Source organism: Hoeflea marina (assembly GCF_003182275.1).
Taxonomy (GTDB): Bacteria; Pseudomonadota; Alphaproteobacteria; order Rhizobiales; family Rhizobiaceae; genus Hoeflea; species Hoeflea marina.
The window spans coordinates 46,890-67,192 of the sequence record NZ_QGTR01000008.1 but is presented as its reverse complement, the minus strand read 5'-3'; the positions used below and the strand labels follow the sequence as shown (position 1 = coordinate 67,192).

The following is a 20,303-nucleotide window of genomic DNA, read 5'->3' as shown; positions in this document are numbered from 1 at the left end:
CACGAGCTGTCCTCTGCAGCAACACGCGTTGCGACATCAAATGGAGCAACTCGGCTTCTGCTCCAGCACCCTCTGTCCGGTAGCATCAATCAATTCAAACTGCGGTTCGTCGGTCAGCCGCGCCTGTTTGGCTTTGTAAACGCGGTATTCCTGCACCCATTCATCACGGCCCCGGCGCTTGGCAGTCAAGCACACGCTGATTTTGTCGTAGGGTTCGCCGTCATCATGGGAATTATGCTTGTAGCCGTTCTGCGGCAATATTCTCACGGTTTCAGCAATGAGTTCCCTGCTGCCATCGGTGACCAGGAAGGATACGTCCTCGAAAATTTGGCCCGTTTCGTTTGAGAAATTGGCGTAAATTCCTCTTTGGAAATGGTGTTTTTCACCAGCGGTCGTGGTTCGCTCATAGCTGCCAAGGTTGACGTCAATACTGATCCATTTGACCACCGTCTCCACCAGTTGCCCTGTATCCTGCTTTATTGCAGCGGACTGCTGTTTGACTTCAGCGACATCCCGCTCGATGCGTCCCATCGTTACCTGAACCTCCTGAAGGATCGGGAATACACTGGTCAGCGCGCCTTCCCCACCGTCTTCCGAGGCTTTTGCAGATATTGCCGAAAACGCATAAATCCCCGCCGCCAGAATCAGGCAGGAACAGGAAAACGGAAGAAGAGCCTTCTTGATTGAGGGATCGACGCCATAACTCCGAAGCAAGTCTTCCGACAGCCACTTCTCCGGCACTTTGCTTGCCACAACATTCCAGGAGAGAAGGGCTGTGAGGCCCCCCAGCATGACAAGGATCACGAGTACACTGTAGAAAATTGCCTGATTTTGCAGAATGTCGGCAAATGCTGCGAGTATCGAGCAAACGCCGATGAAAGTCGGATAGGTGAATTGTTGAACTGCACGCATACGCTAACCCTCTGAAGACGCCGCAAAAATTATCCTTGCCGTCTAAAGATTTGATAAATCCACGGCAGCGAATTGAGAATGCTCGGACGATTTGCTCATCACCTTTCCCTGCTCATAATGTCACCAGCATTACCGCCCATCCCGAGCCCCGCCACCCACCTCCCTCCATCATTTCCCCGCCCGCGACCGCGTGTCACTGGCGGGCCCGGCAATCCGCCCCCATATTCCCTGCACCACTGCGGCCTGTCCCGCTTGACGCCACAACGACCCAAACCGGGAGGTCGCAATGTACCCTGTCCACACGCCATCAGAGCGGGTCGCCGATGGCGGCATGCATGTGATCGGCGTCATCGGCGCCCTGTCGGGGGCGGCGCTCATGCTGATGTGGTCGGCGCGGCTCGACTCGCCCTGGGAGATCACCGCGGTGGCGATCTATGCGGTGACGCTGATTGCCACCTTCTCGGCCTCGGCCGTCTATCACCTGGCGCCCTGGGAGGGCCTGCGGCCGGTGCTGCGCCGGATCGATCATGCGGCGATCTATCTCAAGATCGCCGGCACCTACACGCCGCTGGTGGTGATGGTCGGCAGCGGGCTTGCCTATGTGGTGCTCGGCATCGTCTGGGCGCTGGCGCTCGTCGGCATGACGCTCAAGGTGGCGTTCTGGCGCACGCCGGGCCGCGCCGGCCCCGCCCTGTATCTGGTCATGGGCTGGATGAGCGTCGTGCTGATCTGGTCGTCCTGGTCGGAGCTGCCGACCGGCCTGATCGTCGCCGGCGGCCTGCTCTACACCGTCGGCGTGATCTTCCATGCGGCCGAGCGGATGCGGTTTTCCACCGCCATCTGGCACGGCTTCGTCATCGCCGCCTCGGCCTGCTTCTTCGCGGCCATCGCGCTGCAGGTGATGGAGGCCGGTTCGCTGTAGCTGCCCGCGCCGGATGAGGCGGCGCGGGGAGGGGATGCTGCGCCGTCGTGTTTGGCGCACGGGATTCGGGATGCCCGGGACAGTTTACTTTCGGCACCGCACCAGGCGAGCGGGCACAGCGCCAGACGTAAACTGTCCCCCACCTCCGCAACGGGTCCCCCGGCTCGCGGACGCGAGCCCGCTGGATGCCGGGTCAAGCCCGGTATGATGGCGGACGTGGGCATCCGCGCCACTTCTTCACCCTCATCCTAAGGCGGCCGCGCGAGCCACCCTCGAAGGGCGAGGGTGAAGCCACCGGACCTGCCGCAATGGCCATCCGCCGAACGGGCCTTCCCTCGCCCTTCTAGGCTCCCCTTCGGCAGGCTCCCCTTCGGCAGGCTCCCCTTCGACAGGCTCAGGGTCGCTCCTCAGGATGAGGGAAGGGGCAGGGTGGTCCGGGCGCCGCGGATGGGGTAGAGCGGTTCTGCTTTCCGGGGGAATCGCGCAAGCGCTCCGGATTGTCGGTCCTGTCGCATTGTCCCGCGACGAAGGGGAATCGACTTCGTCCGGACAGGCTCGAGCCGGCGCATCGCCAGACGAGGAGGTCATTTTGGACGGCAACAATTTTCTGCATGCGCCGCTCTGGGTGCGGATCACCGCGCTCGCCGTGCTCGGCATCACGCTGGTCTTCGCCCTCGCCGTGGTCTGGTACTATCTCGGCCAGGACCGGTCCGACTGGATGCTGCTCGGTCTCTCGCTGGCGCAGATCGCCGCCTCCGGGCTGGTCGTCGCCCTGGTGATCTTCTTTTCGGCGCGCGATGTCGGCGCCATCGGACTGCAGCTCAAGGCCGACCGCTTTCTGTGCCGCACGCTGCCGCGGATGATGGCCTATATCGATGTGCCGCGGGCCGGAATGCGCCCCTGGAAGGAGGTCGATCTCGGCCTCCGGCATATCGCCCGGACCATCCGCGCTTCACCCACCGAGATCAGCATGAGCCACAATCCCGGGGAGAACGCCGCCTCCTACCTCATCAGGACCACCGAGGCGGCGATCCGGCTGCGCTGCCAGGTAAATGTCGGGGAGATCACCATTTCCTATTATTTTCCCGCCGAGGGCGATGACCGGCTCGCGCCGCTGAAGGCCGACCTGCAATGGGCGATCGGCCGCTATGTGGACATCAACGGCTACCAGCAGTCGTGGTACTTCAGCCGCGAGGATTTCGACGGCGAGTCCTACGTGTCGGTGCACCTGACGAAGAATTTCGGCACCGACTTTCTCGACGATGAACGGGCAAAGCTGTTCGTCGCCCAGGACGTGGCGGCGAGCACGCGCTCAATCCTCAAGGACTGCCGCCAGCGCGGCATCGCCACGCTCAGGGCCGGGACGTCCGGCTGACCGGAGGGCGGCCGAGCGGGGCTCTGACCCGCGCGCTCGGGGCGCCGCTCAGCGCCGCGGGACGGTGTCGAGGCCGAGCATGCCGGGATTCATCAGCCGCCGCGGATCGAGCGCCGACTTGACCGCCTCGAGCATGGCGTAGCTGTCGGGATCCATGGTCTCGCGGAAGGGATAGTCGCCGGCCACCTGCCAGCTGATGCCGCCCATCGAGGCGTAGAATTCCTGTGTCCGCCGCCGCAGTTCGGCCACGGCCTGGCGCGTGGCGGCGTTGGCGGGCCGGTCCATCCAGGGCGCCACGGTCGCCTCGCCGACGCTGCGCGCGTGCAGCGGCGTGATCTCGTCCATCCAGTAGAAGGCAGGCTCGATGAAGAACTCGTTGCCCACCGTCATCGTCATCACCGAATAGACGATGCCGTGGCGCTCGAGGAATCCGGCCTCGCCGGCGAAGAAGGCCTGATTTGCCTCCGCGATCCTGACGGCTTCGCCGAGCGGGAAGACTGCGTGGATGGGAACCCAGCGCTCGCCGTTGCGCCCGAGCATGCCGCGGACCGGACCGAAGGGCTTGGAGCGCATCACCTTCGGCACGCTGTTGGGCAACTCGACACCGGTGTTCCTGGCGATGGCGCGCAGCCTGGCGACATTGTCGCTGAGCGCGGCCGGCGAGCGCGCCTCGGTGACGATGTGCAATGTGAAGGCATGGTCCTTCAGGAACGCGGTGCCGGAGGTGGCGACATTGACCGCCTGCCGCACGCCGGAGAGGAGCGATTTGGCGGAGGTCGCGACATTGCCGAGCGCCTGCAGCCCGTCGGAGAGCTTGTTGACGCTGGCCGAGTGCTCGACCTTGGTGCGGTCGATGCCGAACCCCTCCGAGACCAGCCGGGTCTCGGCCATCCTGGCCTGGACCAGCGCCATGTCGCTGAACTTGGCGAAGCCGAAGGACAGGAACTCCACCTCCTCCGGCCGGGGCCAGAGGCTGAGCGTGGCCGAGACCTTGATGCCGAAGGCGCCGTTGTCGCCGAGGAACATGCCGGTCAGATCCGGCCCGCCGTAGCGGGTGAACGGCCTGGCGCCCTTGCGGTTGCCCGACCCGGTGGTGACGATGCGGCCGTCCGCCAGCACGACGGTGACGCCCAGCACGCTGTCGGCGACGGTGCCGTTGAGCGCCGAGCCGAAAAACGCGCTGTTCTGCGACAGCGCGCCGCCGACTGTGGCGTTGATGCCCGACAGCGGCCCCCAGTAGCCGGTGCGCAGGCCGGTGCCCTCGAGCGCGGCGTTGACCTCATTCCAGGTGGCGCCAGCCTCGACGGTGACATAGCGGTCGGCCGCGTTGACCTCGATGACCGCGTTGAGCTTGCGGGTGTCGATGATGACCGAGTCGGTCCGGTCCGGAATGTAGCCCTTGGTGTAGGACATGCCGCCGCCGCGCGGCACCACCGAAAGGCCGCAGTCGGTGGCCGTGCGCACGGCGAGCGCGGTCTCCGCCGCCGTCCCGGGCAGCACGACCGCCAGCGGCGCGATGCCGGGCTGCCAGAAGACGTCGTTGGCGTAATAGGTGCGGGTCTCGACGTCGTGGCGAACCATGCCGTCGCCGAGCGCCTGCCGGAGGGTCTCGAGCGCCATCAGATCGTCGGCACGGATGTGTTCACTGATCGACATGCCTGGTCTCCTCCACGGTGCTCGATTTCCCGCGCAGCAAATCGCGGCGCCCGCAGCATGTCAACAGGCAATTTTTATTTCACGTGGTGATATTTTCGCCTATACTCCGGCAACGCCGCGGCATCTTGGCCAAAGCGGGCCAATCGGGTATCAGACAAGCTGATCATGACGCGGCCCGACGGGCGGACTACAATCTGGGAGCGAATTCATCGTGATGGAAGAAGCAGACACCAAGGTGGCGGCGGTGCAGAATGTCCGAGCCGTGACCCGCGCGCTCTCCGTGCTCAATTCGTTTGCGGGCAAGGGCCTGCAGTCGCTGGCGCAGGTGAGCGCCGCGACGCGGCTCGACAAGGGGACGACGCGCCGGCTGCTGCTCACCCTGATGCACAGCGACTTCATCAGCCAGGACCCGGTCACGCAGCATTACCGGCTGGGTGCGGCCATCCGCAAGCTGGCGGCAAATGTCGAGGACAGCCTGGACCTGCGCGCCATCGCCCAGCCGATCCTGTTGCAACTGGCCAACGAGCTCGGCGTGACGGCCTTCATTTCGGTCTTCCAGGACAACAGCGCCGTGTGCCTCGATCGCGTCCATGACATGCGCGGCATCGAGGTGCACTGGTGGGCGATCGGCGGCACGCTGCCGCTCAATTGCGGCGGCGCGCCCAAGGTGTTCCTCGCCTATCAGCCCGAGGAGGTGATCGAGCAGATCCTCTCGGGTCCGCTGGAGAAGCTCAACGCCAAGTCGATCACCGATCCGGACGTGCTGCGCGGCCAGCTGCGCACCATCCGCAAGCGCGGCTGGGAGTGCGCGATCGACGACGTCGCCGTCGGCATCACCGCGCTTGCCGTCCCGGTTTTCGACGCCGAGGGCCGGGTGACATGCTGCGTCAGCATGGCCGGGCTGACGCCGCAGATGGTGGAACGCGGCAAGCCGGTCTACCTGCGCCGGCTGCAGGCCGCGGCGGATGCGGTGCGCGCCGGCATCGAGGCGTAGGCGGGTCGCAAAACGGGCTCCATCGACGTTTCACTAGGTGAACCAAATTTTGTGGATTGACTTGTGGGTGGCTGCCTGCCTAGTCTGTGCAGGCATTGCATCAGCATGCACGGGAGGCTTCGGGAGGGGACTTCGGTGTCGGTTCGCAGGCTGCCGCACCGGCACGCCCGCCCGACATTCATGTGAGACTTCCTCCTGAGACCATCGCACAGGAGCTTGGGAGGTCACTATGAACATGCTTGAAACCAGTAAGCGGACATTGCTGTCTGCTGTCTACATGGCGGTCGCGCTCGGCATTGCCGCGCCGGCCCACGCCGATCCGGACGCGGGCGAGTACCGCATCGGCATGATTTCCGACGACAGCGGCCCGATCGCCTCCGCCGGCCAGTCCTACCATCAGGGCGCCGACATCGCGGTGGCCGAAATCAACAGCAAGGGCCTGGCGGGCGAGGGCGTCACCCTGGCGCTCGACATCAAGGACAGCGGCTCGGACGCCGCCCGCGCCGTGCAGGCGATGACCCAGTTCGGGTCCGACCGCGGCATTCTGGCCACCACCTGCTGCATCCTCAGCGCCATTGCCGCCGCGGTGAGCCCGATTGCCATGAGCAACGAAGTGCCGCTGGTCATCTACGGCGCCACCCGCGCCTCGCTGCCGCAGGAGCCCTATGTCACCTCGGTCGTGGCCCTGCCCGGTCCGCAGGAAGTGGCGATGTCCGAGCGGCTCGCCGCCGAGCTCAAGCCGCAGAAGGTCGCGTATTTCCTCTCGGGCGACAACGACATCTTCAAGGCGCGGGCCATGGCGATGAAGGAGGTCATCGAGAAGTCGGGCGCGGCCACCGTGGCCGAAATCTCGACGCTGAGCGCGGACACCGATTTCACCGGCCCGGCGACGCAGGGCATCGCCACCGATCCCGACCTCATCGTCGTCATGACCACGCAGCAGCCGACGGTCGGCATCATCACGGCGCTGCGCCAGCGCGGCTACGAAGGCACCATCGTGACCTCGGAAGTGCTGTCGCCGCCGGCGATCTTCAAGAAATCCGGCGAGACCATCACCGGCATTCCCTTCGCCCTGTCGTTCCAGCCGGGCGTCTCGGACAGCGAGGCCGCCGTGGCCTTCATCGACGCCTACAAGGCTCAGTACAATGCCCTGCCGGACGTCTATGCAGCGCAGGGCTACATGGCCATCCAGTTCATCGCCCAGGGGCTGAAGACGCTCAGCGGCAAGCCGACGCGCCAGGATCTGGCCAAGGCGATGTGGGGCACCAGCGACATCGCGGTCAATCCCTATGGCGGCCAGCCGATGGAGAGCGGCCAGGCCCGCACGCCCAACACGCTGATCGTCAACTGGACCAAGGATGGCGAAGTCAAGTTGTGGGAGAAGCCATAACATGACCCTGTTCCTTGAGCAGCTGGTGAACGGCATTTCCCTCGGGTCGCTCTATGCCCTGTTCGGCATCGGGTTCGGGCTCGTCTTCGCGACGCTCGGCGTGCTCAATGTCGCCCATGGCGCCTATGCGAGCTGGGCGGCCATCCTGGGATATTTCAGCGTCGATTATTTCGGCGTGCCGTTTCCGGCGGCCGTTGCGATCGGGGTTCTCGGTGGCGGCCTGATCGCCGTCACCGTCGACCAGATCGGCTTCCAGCCGCTCAGGGGACGAAAGACGGGGATGCTGGGGGCATTGATCACCAGCATCGCCTTTCTCATCATTCTCGACAGCCTGGCGGGGATGGCGACCAACCACCAGAGCTGGGCCTTCCCGTCGTCGAGCTTTCCCTCCGGGATGGTCGACCTCGGCCTGATCCGCATCCCCGAGATGCAGATCATCATCATCGTCGCGACGCTGGTCTGCGGCGGCGGCATCTATGCGCTGATCCAGAAGACGGGGATCGGTGCGGCGATGCGCGCCGTGGGCTGGAATGCCGAGGCCGCGGCGCTGAGCGGCGTCAATCCGCGGATCGTCATCCTGCTGACCGCCTTCCTGGCGGGCGCCACCTCGGGGCTCGCCGGCGTGCTCGGCGGCGCTGCCACCTCGAACATTTCCTACATGCTCGGAGAGGGCCTGCTGCTCAAGGGCTTTGCCGCCGTCGTGGTCGGGGGCTTCGACGATGTGCGCGGCACCGTCATCGCCGGCATCCTGCTCGGAATCTGCGAGGTCTTCGTCGCCCAGTATCTGTCCACCACCTACCGGGACGGATTCACCTATGTTCTGCTGCTGACATTCCTGGTGGCGCGGCCACGCGGCCTGTTCGGCAGCCGTGATTTCATGAGAGCCTGATCCATGGAAGCACTTCTCGATTTCTGGTACGCCTACTCGGCGACGCTCGCCTTCGGCCTCGTCAACTCGCTGTTTGCGCTGAGCATGTATTCGGTGCTGTCGGCGGGGATCCTGAGCTTCACCACGGTGGTGTTCGCGGCCGTCGGCGGCTTTGCCGCCGCGCAGATGATGGGTACGTTCGGCCTGCCGCTGTGGCTCGCCGTCGTCATCGCCGGCCTGCTCGGCGGGCTTGCCTCGGCGATCATCGCCGCCCTCTTCCTCAAGCTCGAAACCCACTGGATGGCGCTCGCCAGCCTTGCGCTGATCCTGATCTCGCGGGTCGTGGTGCTCAACACGCCCTCGCTGACGGGCGGCGTGATGGGAATGGTGGTGCCGGTGCGGGCGTCGGTGCTGGAACTCGCCGTGCTGCTCGCCATCGTCTCGCTGGTGTTCTTCAGGCTGCACAAGTCCTGGTACGGGCTGGCGATCCGCGCCGTGCGCGAGGATGCCGCCGCCGCCTCGACGATGGGGGTGAGCGCGCGCCAGATCCAGATGATCGCCTTCCTGATCAGCGGCGTGGTCGGCGGCCTTGCAGGGGCGGCGATGGCCACCACGCTGCAGTACATCTCGGCCGACACCTTCTATCTCGGCGTGGCCTTCACCATGATCGCCTCGACCGTGCTCGGCGGCTCCTTCTTCTGGTTCGGCCCGATCGTCGGCGCCTTCGTGTTCACGGCCCTTCCCACCATCACCCAGGCGGTGCTGCCGGAGATCCAGGACATCGCCAAGGGCGTGGTCCTGCTGGTGATCATGATCTACCTGCCGCGCGGGCTGATCGATCCGCGGGCGCGCGGATTGCGGAAGGCCGCCCGCCAGCGCCAGCAATCGGCGCTGAACGGCTCCGACGCGGTCGAGGCGCGACCGGGCAGCAGCACGGCAGGACACGCCCATGACTAGCTCCGACACCCCAGTGCTTCACGAACTCCGCAACGTGGTCAAGCGGTTCGGCGGCGTCACGGCGGTCAACGACCTCTCGATGACCGTCAACAGGGGCACCGTGCACGGCCTGATCGGCCCCAATGGCGCCGGCAAGACCACGGTCATCAACCTGATCACCGGACTGTTCGATGTCAGCAGCGGCAGCATCCTGTTTCAGGGGCAGCGCACGGACACGCTCGAGCCGCACCGGATCGCGGCCCTCGGCATCAGCCGGACCTATCAGAATGTCCGCCTGTTCAGCGGCATGTCGGTGCTCGAACAGGTGCTGACCGGCTGCTATCTCGGGCGCGGGACCAGCCTTTTCGCCTCCTTCCTCGGCACGCCGGACGCGCGCCGGAAATGGAAGGCGTCCCGCGAGACCGCGATGCACCTTCTCGAGCGCGTCGGCATGGCCGATCGCGCCGGCGAACTGGCGGAAACGCTGTCCTACGGCGAACAGAGGCGCATCGAGATCGCCCGCGCGCTGGGGTCCGATCCCAAGATGCTGTTGCTCGACGAGCCGACGGCGGGCATGAACCACGCCGAGGCGAGCGAGATAGGCAAGCTCGTGCATGAACTGCGCGACAGCGGGCTGACCATCCTGATGGTCGAGCACAATATCAGCCTGGTGACCGAATTCTGCGAGACCTGCACGGTGATCAATTTCGGGCAGCTGCTGGCCGAGGGAACACCCAGGACCTGCATCGACAATCCCGACGTCCAGACTGCCTATTTCGGAAAGAAGCGCGATGCTCTCGGTCTCTGATCTCACTGCCAGCTATGGCGCAATCCGCGCCGTCCGGGGCATCAGCTTCACCGTGGCGTCGGGGTCGCTCAGCGTCATCCTGGGGTCGAACGGCGCCGGCAAGTCCACCACGCTTCGCAGCATCGCCGGCCTGCACCGCCCGATCGGCGGCAGCGTCATGCTCGACGGCAGCAACATCGCCAGGCTGGCGCTGCACAATGTCGTCAGGGCGGGGCTGGCGCTGGTGCCGGAAGGCCGCATGGTGGTCGCTCCGCTCACGGTGGAGGAAAACCTGCTGCTGAGCCGGTTCTCCGGCCGCAAGGGGACGGGCGACACGCTGGCGCGCGTCTTCGACCTGTTCCCGCGCCTCAAGGAGCGGCGGACCCAGCCCTCCGGCCTGCTCAGCGGCGGCGAGCAGCAGATGCTGGCGATCGGCCGGGCGCTGATGACCGAGCCGCGCGTGCTGCTGCTCGACGAGCCGTCGATGGGACTGGCGCCGTCGATCGTCGATGTGGTGTTCGAAGCCATCGTGGCGCTGAACCGGCAGGGCCAGACCATCCTGGTGGTGGAGCAGAATGCGGCCATCGCGCTGTCGGTCTGCGACTACGGCTATGTCATCAAGCGCGGCGAGATCGTCGTCGAGGGAACACCGCAGGCGCTGCGCGAAAACCCGGAAGTGCTCGAAGCCTATCTCGGCTGAAGAGCGCCCCGCTCGGGCCTGCCGAGCGCCGATGAAGGCCGGCACCCGGCCCGCTTTCCGGCCCAACCGGCAAATACCCGGTGCGATGACGCCTCTGGAGGTTGCCGTTTCCCAGTCTCGAAGGGGTCACTCGGGGCCACCTCCGAAATGGGTGGATCTGTGGGCGCAGACCGGGGGCCGTTCCGGCCGGCCCCGTGACCCAGCCAATTTCCAGAGCTTCACACGGAACTTCACTCGGCGCCTGCAGCGACCCCGCCTTTGATGGAGGCGTTCGGCGGTCCCGCTCTGTCGCATCGTGCAGCGACAGAGCGAGTTTCGGCAGGCGGCAATGCCGGATCCGCCCGGCCTGACGCCGACTGGACGGACCCTGCACGCCGGGGAAGTCAGGCCTGCTCGAGAAACCGGAGCTGCAGCTGCTCGATCTCGGGGAAACCGATCAGGCCGATGAACTCGTGATGGTCCATGCGCGCGAGCGGCAGGTTCCTCGACGTCTTGTCGCGGGCCAGCTGGGCCAGGTTCTTCTCAAGTGCGGCGGCGGCGGTCATCAGCGGCACGAGCGCGAAGGTCGCCATTCCGGCGACGCTGGCGATCTCGTCCGGCGTCAGGTCGCGCTCAAGCCAGCCGAGAATCTGCAGCGACAGCGGCACGCCGGCCTCGGCGCGGAGCGTCTTGAGCCCGGCCAGATCCTTGAAGGTGTTGCTGATCGGCTGGATGACGTCGGCGCCGGCGGCGACATAGGCCTTGGCGCGGCGGATGGCCTCGGGAACCGAATCGACATCGGTGCGGGCGATGATCAGCATGTTGGGATTGCGGCGGGCCTCGACCGCCGCCTCGATCTTCTTGACGGCCTCCTCAAGGCCGATGGTTTCCACGCCGCTCACACAGATCGGGCAGCGCTTGGGCGCGACCTGGTCTTCCATGATGATGGCCGAGGTGCCGGCGCCCTCGAATTCCCGCACCGAGCGCATGACGTTGATGGCGTTGCCGTAGCCCGTGTCCATGTCGGCGATCACCGGGATCTTGACCGCGTTGGCGACATTGCGGACGACGCCGGCGTTCTCGGTCATGGTGTAGAGTTCGGCGTCGGGCATGCCGAGCAGCGAGGCGGAGACGCCGAAACCGCTGGTCATGACCGCGTCGAAGCCGGCGCGCTCGATCATCTTGGCCGAGAAGGCATCATAGGCGCCGGCGGCCCAGACGGTTTTCTGGGCCAGGACGCGTTCACGATAGTCGTTGCTTGGACCGTGGGACATGGGATCTTCCTGTTCTTGAGATGGTTCAGGCCGCGGGTTGCCGCTTGCCCTGGAGGTAGCCGATCAATCCGCCGGCATCGAGCATGGCGCGGTCCGCATTGGAAAGCGGGTCGATGGGAAGGCTGCCGCCGCGGGTGAGGTTGCGCACCTCGTTGGCCGCCCAGTCGATCTCGATCTCGTCCCAGCGCTCGACCATGCCGAGAATTCCGGGGCAGGTGGCCTGCGGAAACCCCATCGAGATCTCTCCGCGCCAGTAGCCCGGGGAGAAGGATTCGGCCAGCACGCCGGCGATGCCGATGTGGCGCATGGCGCGCATCGGGGGATAGTGTGGATGGCCGTAGCCGAAATTGTCGGCGCCGACGAGGATATCGCCCGGCCGCACGGCGGTGCGGAAGTCCGGATCGTAGGACTGCATGGCGGCGGCGGCCAGTTCGTCGATGTCGGTGATCTTGATGTTCTTCACCCCGACGATCTGGTCGACGTCGAAATTGACTTCCTCGAAGATGAAGGCCACACGCCCGCGCAGATTTTCCAACGCCATGTCCGTGTCCTCACAGATACTTGCGCGGGTCGGCAATCTTGCCTTCCAGCGCCGATGCGGCGACGGTCGCCGCGCTGCACAGATAGATTTCGGAATCCGGGCTGCCCATGCGGCCGCGCACGTTCAGCGTGCCGGTCGACACCGCGCGCTGGTTGGCCGACATGGCTCCCATGCGGCCGAAGCAGTAGTCGCAGCTCGGCGCCGAGACGAAGGCTCCGGCCTCCGTCAGGGTGGCGAGATAGCCGGCACGGCCGGCCGCCACCATGATCTCGTTGCTGGTGGGCACGATATTGAGCTGGAAGCCCGGCGCCACCTGCTTGCCCTCAAGGATCCGCGCGGCGATCTCGAGATCCTCGAGCCGGCCCGAGGCGCAGGAGCCGAGATAGCCGTTGGTCAGCTCGAGCCCGAGGAATTCGGTGAGGTTGCGCGAATTGGCCGGGGTGGGCGGGATCACGATCAGCGGCTCGAGCGCGGTGAGGTCGATCTCGTAGACCTTGGCGTAGTCCGCGTCCGGATCGCTGTAGACCGGGTCGAGCTTCTTGCGCGCGCGCGGCAGCGCATAGGCCAGGCGCGGCTCGTCCGGGTTGACGATGGCGGTGACGGCGCCGGTGAACATGGCAAGTCCGGTGATGGTCTGCAGTCCCTCGGTGGTCAGCTGCGAAAGGCCCGGGCCGCCGAGCTCCAGCACCTGGAACCGGCAGGAGGCAGGCCCCATCTCGCGCACCAGATGGTGAAACACATCGCGGGCGAGAACGCCCTTCGACAGCGTGCCGGTGAGGTTGACGCGGACGGTGTGGGGGACCTTGATCGAGATCTTCTCGTTGACCAGCGCTTCCAGCAGGTTGCGGCGGATGCCCATGGCGAGCGTTCCGAAGGTGCCGAGCTGGCTGATGTGGCCGTCGAAATGGACGACGAAGGCGCCGGGGACCGCGTAGCCGACTTCCGAGGCCACCTGGTGGCCGATGCCCTTGCGCTCGAACAGCGGCACGTTGTTTTCGGCGCACCATTTGCGGGTGCCGATGTGGAGCTCTTCCTCCTTGGGGGTGGCTGCGGGCACCATGTGGTCGATGAACATGGCGATGCGCTCGGGCTCGGCCACGCGCTCGATGCCGAAGTCCTCCTTCATCTGCTTGAAGTAGACATCGGTGTATCCGGGAAAATCATAGGCGGTGATGAAGTCGGGCTTGGCCATGACCTCGTCGCCTGCCTTGACATGATCCAGACCCGATACCCGCGCGAGGATCTTCTCGGTGATTGTATAGCCCATGGTCCTTACTTCCTCTCTTGGCAGTCTGCGTTCCCGGTCCGGCGCGCTGGCGCGGTCACCCGGCGGTCAGGACTGCATGATCTCCAGGCCGGCCGGTGCGGCTTCCGCCGTCTCCGGCCGGAACTCGTATCCGGTCGCGGTGCGTGCGACGCGACCGGCATGCGGCGCGCCGAAATGCATCGGCAGCAGCAGGGCATCGCGGTCGGCGCAATAGGCCAGCAGGTCGCGCCGGGTCTTTTCGGCCAGGTCCGGATATTCGCAGAACCGGCTGGTGATGAAGGGCTCGTAGACCTGCACCGGGTGGTGGAGGACATCGGCCGAGATGACGAAGCAGCCGTCGGCGGATTCGTATTTGACGATCAGCTGATCCATGGTGTGGCCAGGTGCTGCTTCCACGCGCAGGCCCGGAACGATCTCCTGGCCGGCATTGATGAGCTCCATCATGCCGGCTTCGGCAACCGGCAGCACGCTGTCCTCGATGACGGCGGCGTTGTCCGGAAACACCAGCGGCCCCTTGCCGTCGCCGGTCCAGTGTTCGTATTCGGCGCGGCCGAAGATGTAGCGCGCATTGGGGAAGGTCGGCACCCAGCGGTCGCCATCGCGGCGGGTGTTCCAGCCGACATGATCGATGTGCAGATGCGTGCAGAAGACGATGTCGACATCCTCGACCGAAACGCCCGCGGCGGCGAGATTGTCCAGATAGGGCAGGTCAAGCATGTGGAAGCGCTGGAAGATCGGCAGCGCGCGGGCCTTGCCGTTGCCCGAGCAGGTGTCGATCAGGATGGTCTTGCCGTCGATCTCGACAAGCCAGGAATGGATGCTGCTCAAGGAGCGGCCGCTGGCGGAATCGTAGAACCGGCTGTCCGCGGCGACGGGATAGCGCGCCAGCATGGCGGGATCGAAGCCGACCAGCATGAATTCGGGAGGGTAACCGAGCTCGAGAACCTCCTCGATCCGGCGGACGGTGACATTGCCAACCCTGAAAGTTGTCATCAATTTCTCCTCCCCGTATCCTCTCCCAAGAGATAGCCAAGCCGCAAAAATGTGTCAATACGCAAAAGTAGTTTCATGAGATAACATACAGGGGGATTGTCGGGGCTCTGTCGCGGGGACGGCATGAGGGCCGCATCGGCCCGTGCGTATTGCGTGACACAACTCATTTTGTCTGTTGACACGAAAAGATCCGGCATTCTATCGTGCCGGCAAGACACGACGGGAGGGGTGTCTTGCGGCGTCGGCGTCAGCCGTGTTCCCTCCCGCCCGGTGCGCAAGGAACACCCGATGAGCATTCGCAACCAGGCCTGCATCGCAGGCATCTACGAGCATCCCACCCGCAATGCCAAGGACATTTCCCTGGCTGCGCTGCACGGTGACGTGATCGCCGGGGCGCTGGCCGATGCGGGTCTCGGCAAGGACGACGTCGACGGCTTCTTCTGCGACAGCGACGCCCCCGGGCTGGGTGCGCTGTCGATGCTGGACTATCTCGGCCTCAGCGTCCGGCACGTTGAAGCGTCCGAAAGCGGCGGCGCCACCTATCTCTCCCAGGTCGCGCATGCGGCAGAGGCGATCGCAGCGGGAAAGATGAAGGTGGCGGTGATTTCCATGGCGGGCCGGCCGCGCGCCGATGCGGCCGCCGGCGGCGTGGCGCCCCGGCCTTTCCCGCCGTCGACGCCCGACCTGCAGTTCGAGCTTCCCTATGGCGCCGAACTCGTCAACGAATACGCGCTCGCCGCCATGCGGCACATGCATGATTTCGGCACCACCGCCGAGCAACTGGCCTGGGTCAAGGTCGCCGCCTCGCACCACGCCCAGCACAATCCCCATGCGATGCTGCCCAAGGTGGTGACCGTCGAGGAGGTGCTGGGCTCGCCGATGATCGCCGATCCGCTGCACCGCATGGATTGCTGCATCGTCAGCGACGGCGGCGGCGCGATCGTCGTCGTCAGCCCCGACATCGCGGCCGGGCTCAAGCGGCCGGTGGTCAAGGTTCTCGGCCACGGCGAGGCGGTCAAGCACCAGAACGGCGGCCGCATCGACCTGACCTTCTCCGCGGCCGCCTTCTCGGGCGCCGACGCCTTCGCGGAAGCCGGCATCGTCCCGTCCGACATCGACTACGCATCGATCTATGACAGCTTCACCATCACCGTGATCACCCAGCTCGAAGATCTGGGCTTCTGCGCCAAGGGGCAGGGCGGCCGGTTCGTCGCCGACGGCGGGCTGATCTCGGGCGTCGGGCGGCTGCCGGTCAACACCGATGGCGGCGGACTGTGCAACAATCATCCGGGCTATCGCGGCGGCATGACCAAGATCATCGAGGCCGTGCGCCAGTTGCGCGGCGAGGCCGCGCCGCAGGTGCAGGTGAAGGACTGCCGCCTGGCGCTCGCGCAGGCAATGGGCGGTTCGCTCGGCACGCGCCATGCGGCTGCCACCCTCATTCTGGAGCGCCACTGACATGACCGACCGTCTCGGAGACCGCATTCCCGCAGCCCCTGAACCGACCGTCGAGACGGTCGGCTACTGGCAGGCGGCCGACAGCCACAGGCTGATGATCGGCCGCTGCCGGACCTGCGGCGAAGCCCATTTCTACCCGCGGGCGCGCTGCCCGCGCTGCCTGTCCGCCGACACCGTGCTCGAGCAGGCGGAGGGGGCGGGCACCGTCTATTCCTACAGCATCATGCGGCGGGCGAAGGTGCCCTATGCGATCGCCTATGTGACGCTCAGTGAAGGCCCGACGATGATGACCAACATCGTCGGCTGCGCCGCCGACGACATCCGGATCGGAATGCCGGTGAGCGTCGTGTTCGTCGAGTCGGACGGCGGCCATCGGGTGCCCATGTTCGAACCGGCCGTCATCGTCGCCGAGTAGCCGGCGACCGGTCCAGACCGTCCGGATCATCAAGCGTGGAAGCGAACCGTCATGCAGACCCACACCACCACTGACCCGCGCATCCTGCCGCCGGAGGACTGCGTGCTGAGCGCCATGCTCGAGCGAAACGCCGAGCGGACCCCCGATGCGGTCTACGCCGTCTTCCAGGACGGCTCGGAATGGAGCTTCGCCGAAACCCTGCGGCAGACGCGGCGGGCGGCGGCCGGCCTGCAGGCGCTGGGGGTCCGGCAGGACGACCGGGTGCTGATCGCGTTGCCGAACGGGCCGGACGCGCTGCGCGTGTGGTTCGGCGCCAACTATATCGGCGCGGTGGCCGTGCATGTGAACCCGGCCTATCGCGGCGGACTGCTGGAACGCGTCATCTCCAATTCCGGCGCCGAGGTCCTCGTCTGCGCCGCCGACATGGTCGAGCCGCTCACGCATGTCTCCACCGGCGGCCTCAAGACGATCGTGACCTTCGGGCAGCCGCCGGCGATCGTTGACGGCGTGAGGCTGCTCGACGCCCGCGTGCTCGACGGCGCCGGCGAGACGCCGGACGCGCCGGCGCGCGCCATTCTTCCCTTCGACCTGCAATGCATCATCTACACCTCCGGCACCACCGGCCCGTCGAAAGGGGTGATGTGCTCCTACCTGCATGTCGTCACCGCCGGAAGGGCGGTCTATTTCCTTGATGCCAGTGACCGGTATCTGGTCAACCTGCCCATCTATCACATCGCCGGAATCCTGCCCTGCATGCTGATGCTCTCGCTCGGCGGCTCGGTGGCGGTCATCGAGCGCTTCAAGACGGACCAGTTCTGGGCAACCATCGCCGCGACCCGGGCGACGTTCGCCATCCTGCTCGGCGTGATGACGCGCTATCTGCTGTCGCAGCCGGAGGTGCCCGCGGAGAAGGCGGGCCACTTGCGCTACATCATCCAGCAGCCCTTCGACGACGATGCGCCGGCGCTCAGGGAGCGCTTCAACATCGACATCTACACCTCCTTCAACATGACGGAAGTCTCCCTGCCGATCGTGTCGGAGGCCAATCCGCCGGTGGCGGGCACCTGCGGCAGGGCGCGCGACGGGGTCGAGCTCAGGATCGTCGACGCCCATGACTGCGAAGTCCCCACGGGCGACACCGGCGAGCTGATCATCCGGACCGATCGGCCCTGGGCGATGATGCACGGCTACTACAACGACCCGGAAGCCACCGCGCGGGCCTGGCGCAACGGCTGGTTCCACACCGGCGATGTGTTCCGCAGGAACGAGGACGGCTACTATTTCTTCGTCGACAGGCTCAAGGACGCGATCCGGCGGCGGGGCGAGAACATCTCGTCCTTCGAGGTCGAGGCCGCGGTGATGGCCCATCCCGCCATCCGCGAAGCGGCGGCGGTGGCCACCGAGAGCGAAATCAGCGAAAGCGAGGTCATGGTCGTGGTCTCGCTCAGGGACAACGCCTCGCTGGATCCGGCCGACCTGATCAGGTTCCTGTCCAAGAACCTCACCTATTTCATGATACCGCGCTACGTGCGGATTCTCCCCGACCTGCCCAAGACGCCGACCCAGAAGATCGAGAAGCACATCCTGCGCAGCGTCGGACGCTCCCGGGGCGACGTCTGGGACCGGGAGGCGGCGGGGCTCCGCATCCAGCGCAATTGACCCCGCGCGGCAAGACTCCGTCGCCCGAAACCGCACGCCACTGCATCAAGGCCAGATCATGACCCAGTCCCAGACCACGCCGAACGCCGCCCGCATCACCTGGTCCAATCCGCCCGTCAACGCTCTGTCGCTGGCCATGCGCAAGCACATCCACGCGGCGGTCTCGGCAGCGCTTGCCGATGACCGGATCGATTGTCTGGTGCTGTCGGGCGAGGGAGGCCGCTTCAGCGGCGGGGCGGACGTGCGCGAGTTCAACACCGAGGACGCCACGGCGTTTCCGAGCATCATCGACATCGGCCGGCTGCTGGAGGCGGCGGCAAAACCCTCGGTGGCGGCGATCGAGGGCGTGGCGCTCGGCGGCGGTCTGGAACTGGCGCTGTTCTGCCATGCACGCGTCGCCTCGAGCCAGGCGCTTCTCGGCCTTCCGGAGGTCAAGCTTGGGGTCATGCCCGGCGCGCACGGGACGCTGCGGCTGCCGCGGCTGATCGAGGCCGGCAAGGCGCTGGAACTGATGATGGACGGGCGGTTCATCACCGGCACGGAGGCGGCCGCACTCGGTCTGGCCGATGCCGTCACGGACGGCGAGCCGTCGGCGCGCGCGATCGAGGTGGCGGCGGATCTTCTCAAGGCCGGCGATCCCTTGCCGCGGCTCCGTGACAGGCCGGTGCGGTTTGACGGAGATGCGGACGCCGCCCTGGCCACAGCGATGGAACGGGCCCGCGCCGTGGCGCGCGGCCCGGCACCGCAGGCGATCGTCGAGAGCGTCGCCCGCTCGATCACAGCATCCGCCGCCGAGGCCGAGGCCGGCGACCATGCTGCGTTCCTCGAGCTGGCGGCATCGCCCGAGGCGATCGCGCTGCAGCACCTGTTCTTCGCCGAGCGCGCCGCGGGGCGGGTGCAGGGCGTGGATTCGACCGCCGCCGCGCGCGCCGTCGGCACGGTCGGCGTGGTCGGCGCCGGCACCATGGGGACCGGAATCGCCATGGCGTTTGCCAATTCGGGCTACCGGGTGCGCCTCTACGATCCGAGCGCGGAGTCGCTCGCCCGCAGCCAAACGGCTCGGGCCAAGGCCTATGCGTCGGCCGAGCGCAGGGGCAAGATGGACAGCGCCGCCTCTGGAGCCGCGCAGGCGCGCATCGTGCCCGCCGCCGCACTCGCGGAACTGGCCGACGCGGATCTGGTGATCGAGGCGGTGATCGAGGACATGGCGGTCAAGAAGGCCGTCTTCACCGAACTCGACTCGCTTGTCGGGCCGGACGCCATCCTTGCCTCCAACACCTCGTTCCTGGACATTGCCGAGATCGCCTCGGTGACGCGCGATTCAAGTCGTGTTCTCGGCATGCACTTCTTTTCGCCCGCCCACATCATGCGGCTGGTCGAGGTGGTGCGCACGCCGTCCACGTCCGCCTCCGCGCTGCTGACAGCCATGGCCGTGACCAAGAAGCTCGGCAAGATCGGCGTGGTGGCCGGCAACTGCGACGGCTTCATCGGCAACCGGATGATCGACCAGTATTTTCTGCGCGCCAACGAACTGCTGATGGAAGGCGCCACGCCGCGCCAGGTGGACGAGGCGTTGCGCGGCTTCGGCTTCGCCATGGGCCCGTTCGAGATGTCCGACATGGCCGGCAACGACATCGCCTGGCTCAACCGCAAGCGTCACCTTGCCGCCGACCCGTCCTTCCGGTTTCCGGAGATCGCCGACGCGGCGGCCGAGCGCGGCTGGTTCGGCCAGAAAACCGGCAGGGGCTGGTATCTCTATGCCGAGGGCGAGCGGCAGGGCCGGGATTCGCCCGAGCTTGCGGGCCTGCTCGAGGAGATGCGGGCGGGCGCGGGCGTCCGCAAGCGGCCCATCGACGCCCGGGAGATCGTCGAGCGCTGCGTCTATGCGCTGGTCAATGAAGGTGCGAAAATCCTCGAGGAGGGCCATGCCCAGCGCGCCTCCGACATCGACCTGGTCTATGCCCGCGGCTACGGCTTCCCGGACCTGAAGGGCGGACCGATGCATTACGCCGAGCGGGTGGGGCTGGCGCCGATCCTCGAGCGGATCCGCGGATTTCACTCGGAGTCACGGTTTCCCGGCTGGGAGCCCGCGGCGCTGCTGGTCGAGCGCGCCGGCACAACCGGCACCTTCGACTGATCTGAACAATCGGGCGGCGGTTCATGCCGCGCGCCTCTGG

General features: G+C 66.3%; 18 protein-coding genes. 12 read left to right on the top strand and 6 right to left on the bottom strand.

Translation table 11 applies throughout. From position 1 onward, the window contains the following. Nucleotides 1-36: 36 nt before the first annotated feature. A complete protein-coding gene (locus DFR52_RS22830) occupies nt 37-912 on the bottom strand; it encodes a hypothetical protein (protein ID WP_110034396.1) in 876 nt (291 codons plus the stop codon). A 286-nt stretch (nt 913-1,198) separates the two neighbouring features. Here DFR52_RS22830 and trhA point away from each other — a divergent pair, with 286 nt between their 5' ends. After that, nucleotides 1,199-1,834 carry a PAQR family membrane homeostasis protein TrhA gene (gene trhA, locus DFR52_RS22825; RefSeq protein WP_110034395.1) on the top strand — a complete coding sequence of 212 codons (636 nt, stop codon included), beginning with the start codon at nt 1,199-1,201 and terminating at the stop codon, nt 1,832-1,834. Nucleotides 1,835-2,423: 589 nt separating this feature from the next. Then, on the top strand, nt 2,424-3,209 hold the full coding sequence (locus tag DFR52_RS22820) for a hypothetical protein (protein ID WP_110034394.1): 786 nt from the start codon (nt 2,424-2,426) through the stop codon (nt 3,207-3,209). A gap of 48 nt (nt 3,210-3,257) precedes the next feature. Here the strand turns inward: DFR52_RS22820 and DFR52_RS22815 are convergent, their stop codons facing one another. Beyond that, nucleotides 3,258-4,865 carry an FAD-binding oxidoreductase gene (locus tag DFR52_RS22815; RefSeq protein ID WP_210205900.1) on the bottom strand — a complete coding sequence of 536 codons (1,608 nt, stop codon included), beginning with the start codon at nt 4,863-4,865 and terminating at the stop codon, nt 3,258-3,260. 214 nt (nt 4,866-5,079) lie between these two features. Between DFR52_RS22815 and DFR52_RS22810 the strand changes: the two genes are divergently transcribed. The 6 genes from DFR52_RS22810 to DFR52_RS22785 all read left to right on the top strand — a co-directional run bounded on the left by DFR52_RS22810 (nt 5,080) and on the right by DFR52_RS22785 (nt 10,540). After that, nucleotides 5,080-5,859, top strand: coding sequence for an IclR family transcriptional regulator (locus DFR52_RS22810; protein WP_110034393.1), 780 nt, complete (start codon nt 5,080-5,082; stop codon nt 5,857-5,859). Between the two features lie 229 nt (nt 5,860-6,088). Next, nucleotides 6,089-7,249 carry an ABC transporter substrate-binding protein gene (locus DFR52_RS22805; RefSeq protein ID WP_110034392.1) on the top strand — a complete coding sequence of 387 codons (1,161 nt, stop codon included), beginning with the start codon at nt 6,089-6,091 and terminating at the stop codon, nt 7,247-7,249. Between the two features lies 1 nt (nt 7,250). Then, nucleotides 7,251-8,138 carry a branched-chain amino acid ABC transporter permease gene (locus DFR52_RS22800; RefSeq protein ID WP_158285028.1) on the top strand — a complete coding sequence of 296 codons (888 nt, stop codon included), beginning with the start codon at nt 7,251-7,253 and terminating at the stop codon, nt 8,136-8,138. A 3-nt stretch (nt 8,139-8,141) separates the two neighbouring features. Then, nucleotides 8,142-9,074: a branched-chain amino acid ABC transporter permease gene (locus DFR52_RS22795; protein ID WP_110034390.1), complete on the top strand. Its 933-nt coding sequence runs from the start codon at nt 8,142-8,144 to the stop codon at nt 9,072-9,074. Next, a complete protein-coding gene (locus DFR52_RS22790; RefSeq protein ID WP_110034389.1) occupies nt 9,067-9,861 on the top strand; it encodes an ABC transporter ATP-binding protein in 795 nt (264 codons plus the stop codon). Before DFR52_RS22795 ends, DFR52_RS22790 begins: the two co-directional genes overlap by 8 nt. Further along, a complete protein-coding gene (locus DFR52_RS22785) occupies nt 9,845-10,540 on the top strand; it encodes an ABC transporter ATP-binding protein (protein WP_110034388.1) in 696 nt (231 codons plus the stop codon). The genes DFR52_RS22790 and DFR52_RS22785 overlap by 17 nt, the downstream gene beginning before the upstream one ends. 383 nt (nt 10,541-10,923) lie before the next feature. On the opposite strand, the gene DFR52_RS22780 is transcribed toward DFR52_RS22785, so the two are convergent. The 4 genes from DFR52_RS22780 to DFR52_RS22765 all read right to left on the bottom strand — a co-directional run bounded on the left by DFR52_RS22780 (nt 10,924) and on the right by DFR52_RS22765 (nt 14,594). Continuing rightward, nucleotides 10,924-11,793 (bottom strand): isocitrate lyase/PEP mutase family protein, encoded by an 870-nt coding sequence (locus DFR52_RS22780; protein WP_110034387.1) that lies wholly within the window; start codon nt 11,791-11,793, stop codon nt 10,924-10,926. Nucleotides 11,794-11,818: 25 nt separating this feature from the next. Continuing rightward, nucleotides 11,819-12,334 carry a 3-isopropylmalate dehydratase small subunit gene (locus DFR52_RS22775; RefSeq protein ID WP_110034386.1) on the bottom strand — a complete coding sequence of 172 codons (516 nt, stop codon included), beginning with the start codon at nt 12,332-12,334 and terminating at the stop codon, nt 11,819-11,821. A 10-nt stretch (nt 12,335-12,344) separates the two neighbouring features. Beyond that, the gene (locus DFR52_RS22770) at nt 12,345-13,601 is read right to left on the bottom strand and encodes a 3-isopropylmalate dehydratase large subunit (protein ID WP_110034385.1); all 1,257 of its coding nucleotides are present in this window, start codon (nt 13,599-13,601) and stop codon (nt 12,345-12,347) included. Between the two features lie 66 nt (nt 13,602-13,667). Further along, the gene (locus DFR52_RS22765; protein WP_110034384.1) at nt 13,668-14,594 is read right to left on the bottom strand and encodes an MBL fold metallo-hydrolase; all 927 of its coding nucleotides are present in this window, start codon (nt 14,592-14,594) and stop codon (nt 13,668-13,670) included. Nucleotides 14,595-14,882: 288 nt separating this feature from the next. Between DFR52_RS22765 and DFR52_RS22760 the strand changes: the two genes are divergently transcribed. Genes DFR52_RS22760 through DFR52_RS22745 form a run of 4 tightly spaced genes read left to right on the top strand, consistent with a single transcriptional unit; the run spans nt 14,883 to nt 20,263 of the window. After that, nucleotides 14,883-16,052, top strand: a complete 1,170-nt coding sequence (locus tag DFR52_RS22760) for a thiolase domain-containing protein (RefSeq protein WP_110034383.1) — start codon at nt 14,883-14,885, stop codon at nt 16,050-16,052. Nucleotide 16,053: 1 nt separating this feature from the next. Beyond that, nucleotides 16,054-16,467, top strand: a complete 414-nt coding sequence (locus DFR52_RS22755) for a Zn-ribbon domain-containing OB-fold protein (RefSeq protein ID WP_110034382.1) — start codon at nt 16,054-16,056, stop codon at nt 16,465-16,467. 51 nt (nt 16,468-16,518) lie between these two features. Continuing rightward, nucleotides 16,519-18,126 carry an AMP-binding protein gene (locus tag DFR52_RS22750; protein WP_110034381.1) on the top strand — a complete coding sequence of 536 codons (1,608 nt, stop codon included), beginning with the start codon at nt 16,519-16,521 and terminating at the stop codon, nt 18,124-18,126. Between the two features lie 58 nt (nt 18,127-18,184). After that, the gene (locus DFR52_RS22745; RefSeq protein ID WP_110034380.1) at nt 18,185-20,263 is read left to right on the top strand and encodes a 3-hydroxyacyl-CoA dehydrogenase NAD-binding domain-containing protein; all 2,079 of its coding nucleotides are present in this window, start codon (nt 18,185-18,187) and stop codon (nt 20,261-20,263) included. The last annotated feature ends 40 nt before the right edge of the window (nt 20,264-20,303 follow it).

Coding starts and splice junctions, on each gene's coding strand:
- DFR52_RS22800 (WP_158285028.1), top strand. CDS start 7,251: ATGACCCTGTTCCTTGAGCAGCTGGTGAACGGCATTTCCCTCGGGTCG.
- DFR52_RS22755 (WP_110034382.1), top strand. CDS start 16,054: ATGACCGACCGTCTCGGAGACCGCATTCCCGCAGCCCCTGAACCGACC.
- DFR52_RS22770 (WP_110034385.1), bottom strand. CDS start 13,601: ATGGGCTATACAATCACCGAGAAGATCCTCGCGCGGGTATCGGGTCTG.
- DFR52_RS22775 (WP_110034386.1), bottom strand. CDS start 12,334: ATGGCGTTGGAAAATCTGCGCGGGCGTGTGGCCTTCATCTTCGAGGAA.
- DFR52_RS22760 (WP_110034383.1), top strand. CDS start 14,883: ATGAGCATTCGCAACCAGGCCTGCATCGCAGGCATCTACGAGCATCCC.
- DFR52_RS22750 (WP_110034381.1), top strand. CDS start 16,519: ATGCAGACCCACACCACCACTGACCCGCGCATCCTGCCGCCGGAGGAC.
- trhA (WP_110034395.1), top strand. CDS start 1,199: ATGTACCCTGTCCACACGCCATCAGAGCGGGTCGCCGATGGCGGCATG.
- DFR52_RS22795 (WP_110034390.1), top strand. CDS start 8,142: ATGGAAGCACTTCTCGATTTCTGGTACGCCTACTCGGCGACGCTCGCC.
- DFR52_RS22815 (WP_210205900.1), bottom strand. CDS start 4,865: ATGTCGATCAGTGAACACATCCGTGCCGACGATCTGATGGCGCTCGAG.
- DFR52_RS22790 (WP_110034389.1), top strand. CDS start 9,067: ATGACTAGCTCCGACACCCCAGTGCTTCACGAACTCCGCAACGTGGTC.
- DFR52_RS22805 (WP_110034392.1), top strand. CDS start 6,089: ATGAACATGCTTGAAACCAGTAAGCGGACATTGCTGTCTGCTGTCTAC.
- DFR52_RS22785 (WP_110034388.1), top strand. CDS start 9,845: ATGCTCTCGGTCTCTGATCTCACTGCCAGCTATGGCGCAATCCGCGCC.
- DFR52_RS22810 (WP_110034393.1), top strand. CDS start 5,080: ATGGAAGAAGCAGACACCAAGGTGGCGGCGGTGCAGAATGTCCGAGCC.
- DFR52_RS22780 (WP_110034387.1), bottom strand. CDS start 11,793: ATGTCCCACGGTCCAAGCAACGACTATCGTGAACGCGTCCTGGCCCAG.
- DFR52_RS22830 (WP_110034396.1), bottom strand. CDS start 912: ATGCGTGCAGTTCAACAATTCACCTATCCGACTTTCATCGGCGTTTGC.
- DFR52_RS22765 (WP_110034384.1), bottom strand. CDS start 14,594: ATGACAACTTTCAGGGTTGGCAATGTCACCGTCCGCCGGATCGAGGAG.
- DFR52_RS22745 (WP_110034380.1), top strand. CDS start 18,185: ATGACCCAGTCCCAGACCACGCCGAACGCCGCCCGCATCACCTGGTCC.